The sequence below is a fragment of the Rhodoblastus sp. genome (genome assembly GCF_041915505.1).
GTDB lineage: Bacteria > Pseudomonadota > Alphaproteobacteria > Rhizobiales > Beijerinckiaceae > Rhodoblastus.
In genome coordinates this window covers 1-6,637 of record NZ_JAYSBG010000192.1, presented here as the reverse complement: position 1 = coordinate 6,637, position 6,637 = coordinate 1, and the positions used below count along the sequence as shown (strand labels likewise).

At 64.1% G+C, this 6,637-nt stretch carries 8 protein-coding genes; 7 read left to right on the top strand and 1 reads right to left on the bottom strand.

The genetic code is table 11. The features are described 5' to 3' along the window. The first annotated feature begins 28 nt into the window (after positions 1 to 28). From ACE3S9_RS12480 to ACE3S9_RS12450, 7 genes are read left to right on the top strand one after another with little or no spacing between them, the layout of a single operon-like run. Positions 29 to 340 carry a cytochrome c gene (locus tag ACE3S9_RS12480; protein ID WP_374546789.1) on the top strand — a complete coding sequence of 104 codons (312 nt, stop codon included), beginning with the start codon at positions 29 to 31 and terminating at the stop codon, positions 338 to 340. Beyond that, entirely contained in the window at positions 337 to 1,533 is a 1,197-nt protein-coding gene (locus ACE3S9_RS12475; protein WP_374546788.1) for a cytochrome D1 domain-containing protein, read from the top strand. Before ACE3S9_RS12480 ends, ACE3S9_RS12475 begins: the two co-directional genes overlap by 4 nt. 4 nt (positions 1,534 to 1,537) lie before the next feature. Beyond that, positions 1,538 to 2,521: an Lrp/AsnC family transcriptional regulator gene (locus ACE3S9_RS12470; protein ID WP_374546787.1), complete on the top strand. Its 984-nt coding sequence runs from the start codon at positions 1,538 to 1,540 to the stop codon at positions 2,519 to 2,521. An 8-nt stretch (positions 2,522 to 2,529) separates the two neighbouring features. Beyond that, positions 2,530 to 2,976, top strand: a complete 447-nt coding sequence (locus ACE3S9_RS12465) for an Lrp/AsnC family transcriptional regulator (protein ID WP_374546786.1) — start codon at positions 2,530 to 2,532, stop codon at positions 2,974 to 2,976. Beyond that, positions 2,973 to 3,467, top strand: coding sequence for an AsnC family transcriptional regulator (locus tag ACE3S9_RS12460; RefSeq protein WP_374546785.1), 495 nt, complete (start codon positions 2,973 to 2,975; stop codon positions 3,465 to 3,467). The genes ACE3S9_RS12465 and ACE3S9_RS12460 overlap by 4 nt, the downstream gene beginning before the upstream one ends. Beyond that, on the top strand, positions 3,468 to 4,670 hold the full coding sequence (gene nirJ, locus ACE3S9_RS12455) for a heme d1 biosynthesis radical SAM protein NirJ (RefSeq protein WP_374546784.1): 1,203 nt from the start codon (positions 3,468 to 3,470) through the stop codon (positions 4,668 to 4,670). Next, positions 4,651 to 6,198, top strand: coding sequence for a cytochrome D1 domain-containing protein (locus tag ACE3S9_RS12450; RefSeq protein WP_374546783.1), 1,548 nt, complete (start codon positions 4,651 to 4,653; stop codon positions 6,196 to 6,198). Before nirJ ends, ACE3S9_RS12450 begins: the two co-directional genes overlap by 20 nt. A gap of 134 nt (positions 6,199 to 6,332) precedes the next feature. Here ACE3S9_RS12450 and ACE3S9_RS12445 read toward each other — a convergent pair. Continuing rightward, the coding region (locus ACE3S9_RS12445) for a helix-turn-helix domain-containing protein (RefSeq protein ID WP_374546782.1) at positions 6,333 to 6,637 on the bottom strand (305 nt) is incomplete at its 5' end.

Below are 6,637 nucleotides of genomic sequence, written 5' to 3'. Positions count from 1 at the left end.
GCGACAGTCGCGGACGTAGAGGCCCGCCATGCGGTCTAGCGCGACCATGCTCGTGACATTGGCCGCGCTCTGCCCGGCGGCCGCATTCGCCCAGCCGGCGCCGGACAAGCTCACGCCGCTCGTCCGCCAGGATTGCGGCTCCTGCCACGGCCTGACGCTCAAGGGCGGGCTCGGACCGGCTCTGCTGCCGCAGAATCTCGCCGGACGGGATGAGGGCGTCCTCGCCGAAATCATTCTCGGCGGCGTGCCGGGGACGCCGATGCCGCCGTGGCGCGGCTTGCTCAGCGAGCAGGACGCCCGCTGGATCGCGCGACATTTGAAGGAAGGCTTTCCGCAATGAACCGTCGCAGCCTGCTTCGTTTCGGACTCGCCTCCGGCGCCTTCGCCGCCGCAACGGCGAGACCGGCGCGCGCGCAGACGCCCATGCCCCGCGGGACCGGCGCGCTCGGTCTGATCGTCGAGCGCGCGAATGGCTCCCTCGTTCTGGTGGATCAGATCCGGCGCGCGGCGCTCGGGCGCATCGAGGGGCTCGGCGATCTCTCGCACGCCTCAATGGTGTTCTCGCCCTGCGAGCGTTACGCCTTCGTGTTCGGACGCGACGGCGGGCTGACCAAGGTCGACCTGCTGGAGGCGCGCATCGAAAAGCGCGTGGTTCAGGGCGGCAATTCCATCGGCGGCGCCATTTCCGACGACGGCACACTGATCGCGGTCTCGAATTACGAACCCGGCGGCGTCAAGGTGTTCGACGCCGGCAGCCTCGACAAAATCGCCTCCATCCCCGCGATCGGCGCCAATGGCGCGCCATCGAAAACCGTCGGGCTGGTCGATCTGCCGGGGCGCCGCTTCATCTATTCGCTTTATGACGCGGACGAGATCTGGATCGCCGATTTCGGCGAGGGCGCGACGCCCAAACTGACCAAATTCAGCAATGTCGGTCGCCTGCCCTATGACGGCAACGTCACCTCGGACGCGCGCCATTACCTGGCGGGCCTGTTCGGCGACGACGGTTTCGCCCATATCGATCTCTGGGCCACCGAGCCGAAATCCCAGCGCGTGATGCAGGGCTACAGCGCCGGTCGCGAGAAACTGCCGGTGTACAAGATGCCGCATCTCGAAGGTTGGGGGCAGTCCTCCGACGTTCTGCTTCTGCCCGCCGCCGGCCAGCACGATGTCCTCGCGCTCGACCTCGCCACCCTGACGGAGAAGAAGCGCATCCCCGCCCATGGCCAGCCGATCTTCTGCGTCATGCGGCCCGACGGCCGCGAGGCCTGGGTCAATTTCGGCCATCCCGACAATGACACGGTGCAGATCATCGACATCCCGTCGCTCGAAGTCGTTCATTCGTTCACGCCGGGCCCCGCCGTGCTCCATCTCGAGTTCACGCCGCGCGGCCATGAGGTCTGGATCTCCGTGCGCGACGCCGACCGCATCGACGTCATGGACGTCCGGCGCCGGACGAAGATCGCGGAAATTCCCGCCCTGAAACCTTCGGGCATTTTCTTCACCGCCCGCGCTCATCGCCTGGGGTCATGACGCCATGTTCGATTCCCGGCTCGACGCACGCGACAAAATGTTGATCGATACGTTCCAGCGCGATTTCCCGCTGACGTCCAAGCCATTTGCTCTGGTCGGCGAAACCATCGGCGACAGCGCGGAAGGCGCTGCGGCGCGCGTCGCCCGTCTCATCGATGCCGGCGTCCTGTCCCGCCTTGGCCCGGTCCTGCGCCCGAACAGCGCGGGCGCGTCCACCCTCGCCGCGATCGCGGCGCCGCCGCATCGCCTTGAGGAAATGGCCGCGCTGGTCAATGACGAGCCGGGCGTCAACCATAATTACGAACGCGAGCATGCGTTCAATCTCTGGTTCGTCGTCACCGGTCCGTCGCGCGTCGCCATCGACGCCAGCCTCGCCCGGATCGAGCGCCGCTGCGGCGCGCCGGTCCTCGACCTGCCCATGCTGCGCGCCTTTCATATCGACCTCGGTTTTCCGGTCTTCGCGCGCAATGGCCGCCGCAAGGCGCGCGCAGATGCGGCCGCGCCGCTCCCGCCGGACGCGCAGGACCTGATCCTTCTGACCGCATTGGAAGATGGTTTGCCGCTGTCCCAGCGCCCCTATGCCGAAATCGCCCGGCGCCTCGGCTGGCGCGAGGATCAGGTCATCGCGCGTCTCGGCGATCTAGTCGAAAAAAGCGTGATCGCGCGCTTCGGCCTGGTCGTGAAGCACCATGCGCTGGGTTTCCGCGCCAACGCCATGGTGGTCTGGGACATTGCCGCTGAAGCCCTGACGGATGCGGCGCAGATTCTCTCCGACGCCGCATGCGTGACGCTCTGCTACGAGCGCCCGCGGCGCGCGCCGGTCTGGCGTTACAATCTGTTCTCGATGATTCACGGATGCGATCGCGATGTCGTGCGCGGCGAAGTCGCGGCGCTCGCCGAGCGGATTGGCGACGCATCGGCGGGTCACGAAATTCTGTTCTCGCGCCGCTGCTTCCGTCAGCGCGGCGCGCGACTGTCGGCGGCGTGAGGGCTTCCATGCTGGACGAAATCGACCGCAAACTCATCAATGGCTGGCAGGGCGGCTTTCCACTGACGTCCCGCCCGTTCGCCGAAGTCGCCCACGACCTCGGCATTTCCGAAGACGAGGCGATCGAACGCATCCGCGCGCTGCGTGACGACAATATGATCACGAGGTTCGGGCCGATGTTCAACGCTGACGCGCTCGGCGGCGCCTTTTGCCTCTGCGCCATGGCCGTTCCCGAGGAGCGTTGGGACGAGACGGTTCAGGCGGTCAACGATCGCATCGAGGTCGCGCATAATTATCGCCGGGACCATCGCCTCAATATGTGGTTCGTTCTTGCGACGGATCAGGCGAGCAAGATCGAAACCCTGTGCTCCGAAATCGAACAGGCGACCGGCCTGCGCGTGTTCGCCTTTCCCAAATTGCGCGAATTTTTCGTCGAATTCCGGGTGAGCGCATGAACCGCAATCCTCCGTTCATCGACGACATCGATCGCGCGCTCATCCGCGCCACGCAGGCGGGCCTGCCGTTCGGCCCGCAGCCCTATGCCCTCGTCGCGGAACAGATCGGCGTGAGCGAAGCCGAGGTTCTGGAGCGGCTCGCCCGCATGATCGACAAGGGAATCATCCGGCGCATTGGCCTGGTGCCGAACCATTACAAGCTCGGCCTCGTCGCCAATGGCATGACGGTCTGGGACGTCGACGACGATCAGGCCGAAAAGCTCGGGGCCTGGGTCGGCGCGCTGGATTTCATTAGCCATTGCTATCTGCGCCCGCGCGCCTTGCCGGACTGGCCTTACAATCTGTTTGCGATGGCGCACGGAAAGACCAGAGAGGAAGTGCGAGAAAAGGCCCAGCGCATCGCCGAATTGCTGGGGCCCGCGCGCCGGGGTTCGGACATCCTGTTTTCCACGCGCATCCTGAAGAAGACCGGCTTGCGACTAGGTGATTAGATGTTTCGTCTGACCGAAATGTTGCGCGAATTGCGCGATCCGTCGCCGGTCGGCCCGCGCCGCGACCCGCCCGGCCCGGTCGTGATCTGGAACCTGATCCGCCGCTGCAACCTCAAATGCAAGCATTGCTATTCCATCTCGGCCGACGTCGATTTTCCTGGCGAACTGTCCACCGACGAGGTGTTCGCCGTCATGGATGAGCTCAAGCGGTTTCGCGTGCCGGCGCTGATTCTGTCGGGCGGCGAGCCTTTGCTCCGTCCAGACATTTTCGACGTCTCGCGCCGCGCCAAAGCCATGCGTTTCTACACGGCGCTCTCCAGCAACGGCGCCCTGATCGACGAGACCGCCGCCGACCAGATCGCAGAAATCGGCTACGATTATGTCGGGGTCAGCCTCGATGGGATCGGCGCGACCCATGACCGCTTCCGGGGCCAGACAGGATCGTTCGACGCGGCTCTGGCCGGCGTGCGCGCCTGCGTCGCGCGCGGAATCAAGGTCGGTCTGCGCTTCACCATGACGCTCGACAATTTCCGGGAATTGCCGCGCGTCATCGCGCTCGCGGAAACGGAAGGCGTCAAGAAATTCTATCTGTCCCATCTGGTCTATGCCGGACGCGGCAACAAGAATCGCGGCGACGACGCCAACTGGACCGTCACGCGCGAGACGATGGACTTTCTCATCGACACCGCGTGGCAGGCGCTGGAGCGTGGCGACGACCTCGATTTCGTGACCGGCAACAATGACGCCGATGCGGTCTGGCTCTATTTCTGGACGCTGGGACGCTTCCCGGACCGTGCGGCGCATTTGCGCGGAAAACTGGCGCAATGGGGCGGCAATTCCTCCGGCGTCAATGTCGCCAATATCGACAATCTCGGCAACGTCCATCCGGATACGATGTGGTGGTCCTACAGCCTCGGCAATGTGCGGGAGCGGGCGTTTTCGCAAATCTGGACCGACGTTTCCGATCCGATCATGGCGGGGCTGAAGCAGCGGCCGCGCAAGATCTCCGGACGCTGTGGGTCTTGCGCCTTTTTCGATATTTGCGGCGGCAACACGCGCGTGCGCGCGCTGCAATTGAGCGGCGACGCCTTCGCCGAAGACCCCGCCTGTTATCTCACCGACCAGGAAATCGGCGCGCCCGCCGCCGACCGGCTCACCCTCCGCCCCTTCCGTGGAACGCGACATGAAGCGCCTCGCCTTTAGCCTCGCCTTGCTCGCCGCGTCGCCCGCTTTCGCCGAGCCCGACGCCAACGCGCTTTATCTCTCGAAATGCTCCGCATGCCACGGAACAGATCGCCTCGGGGGACTGGGGCCTGCGCTGCTGCCGGACAATCTCGGGAAATTGGGCAAAGCCGGCGCCGAGGCCACGATTCGCAACGGCCGCGCGGCCACGCAAATGCCCGCCTTCAAGGATGAAATCGACGAGGACAGCGTCAAAGCGCTGGCGGCTTATGTCTATGCGCCGCCCGCCGTCTCACCGCATTGGAGCCAGCAGGATATCGAGGCCTCGCGCATCCTTACGCCGGCGCCCGCCGCCGACAAGCCGGCCTTCTCCGCCGACCCGCTGAATCTGTTCGTCGTGGTCGAAGGCGGCGACCATCACGTCAGCATTCTCGACGGCGACAGGTTCGAGCCGATCTTCCGCTTCAAGAGCCGATACGCCCTCCACGGCGGGCCGAAATTCACCCCCGACGGCCGCTATGTGTTCTTCTCTTCGCGCGACGGCTGGGTGACCAAATTCGATCTCTGGACCCTGCAGGTCACGGCGGAAATCCGCGCCGGAATCAATGCGCGCAATATCGCCATTTCCAAGGACGGCAAACATATCGCGGTCGCCAATTACCTGCCGAACACGCTGGTCATTCTTTCCGCCGACGATCTGAGGGTCGAGAAGATTTTCGATGTCGCCGACCGCAACAAACATGCCTCGCGCGTCTCGGCGGTCTATCAGGCGCCCGCCCGCGACAGTTTCATCGCCGCGCTGAAAGACGCGCCGGAAATCTGGGAAATCGCGACCAATCCCGACGCGCCGCCCGTCTATGCCGGCCTCGTCCACAGCAACGAAAAATCGATGACCGAGGCGCTGCCCTCGTCGCAGGGGCTGTTCGCCTTGCGCCGCATCGAAATCGGCGAGCCGCTCGACGATTTCTTCTTCGACCCCTCCTATCGCCACCTGCTCGGCGCCAATCGCGACGGGGCCAAGGCCGTCGTCGTCAATCTCGACGTCGGCCACGAAATCGCGACCATTCCGCTGCCGGGCATGCCGCATCTCGGCTCGGGGATTTCCTGGATGCGCGACGGAAGGCGCGTGATGGCGACGCCGCATCTAAACGAAGCCAGGATCAGCGTGATCGACACCACGGACTGGTCGCTGGTCGGCGAGATTCCCACCGCCGGGCCGGGATTCTTCATGCGCAGCCATGAGAACTCGCCCTATGCCTGGACGGATTCCTTCCTGTCACCCGAACACAAGGACGAAATCCAGATCATCGACAAGCAAAGCCTGAAGGTCGTCCGCACCCTGAGGCCGGCGCCGGGCAAGACCACCGCCCATGTCGAATTCGACCGCTCCGGCAAACATGCGCTGGTCAGCGTCTGGGAAATGGATGGCGCGCTGATCGTCTTCGACGCCGAAACCTTCCAAGAGATCAAGCGCATTCCGATGTCGAAGCCAGTCGGGAAATATAATGTCTACAACAAGATCACCTTTTCCGAAGGCACCAGCCACTGAAGCGGAAATCGCCTATAGCATTTTCGAGCGAAGTGGATGCCGGTTCGCGTAAAGAACCGTAGGTCCGCGAAGCGAATACGCGTCAAAACAAAAATCTAGATCGTTTCATTGTTTCCATGAAACAATGAAACGATCTAGCCTTCGTCCTCGCCCGAGCGCGCGGAAAAGGCGATCAGCTTCGCCAGATCCTTGATGTGAACATTGTCGCGCTCCACGGTCACGCCAAGGTCGCGCAGGCGCGCAAGCGCGCGCGAAAAACTTTCCGGCTGCATGCCGAGGCGATTGGCGATCAGCGCCTTTTCATAGGGCAGAGCGATGGCCGCCGGCCCGGACTCGGCGGTCACCTGATCGAGCAGGAAATCGGCGATCCGCTGCGGCGCCGATTGCGCCTTGAGCTGTTCGATCTGCTTCACGAGACGCTTCAGATGGAGTGAGGCCG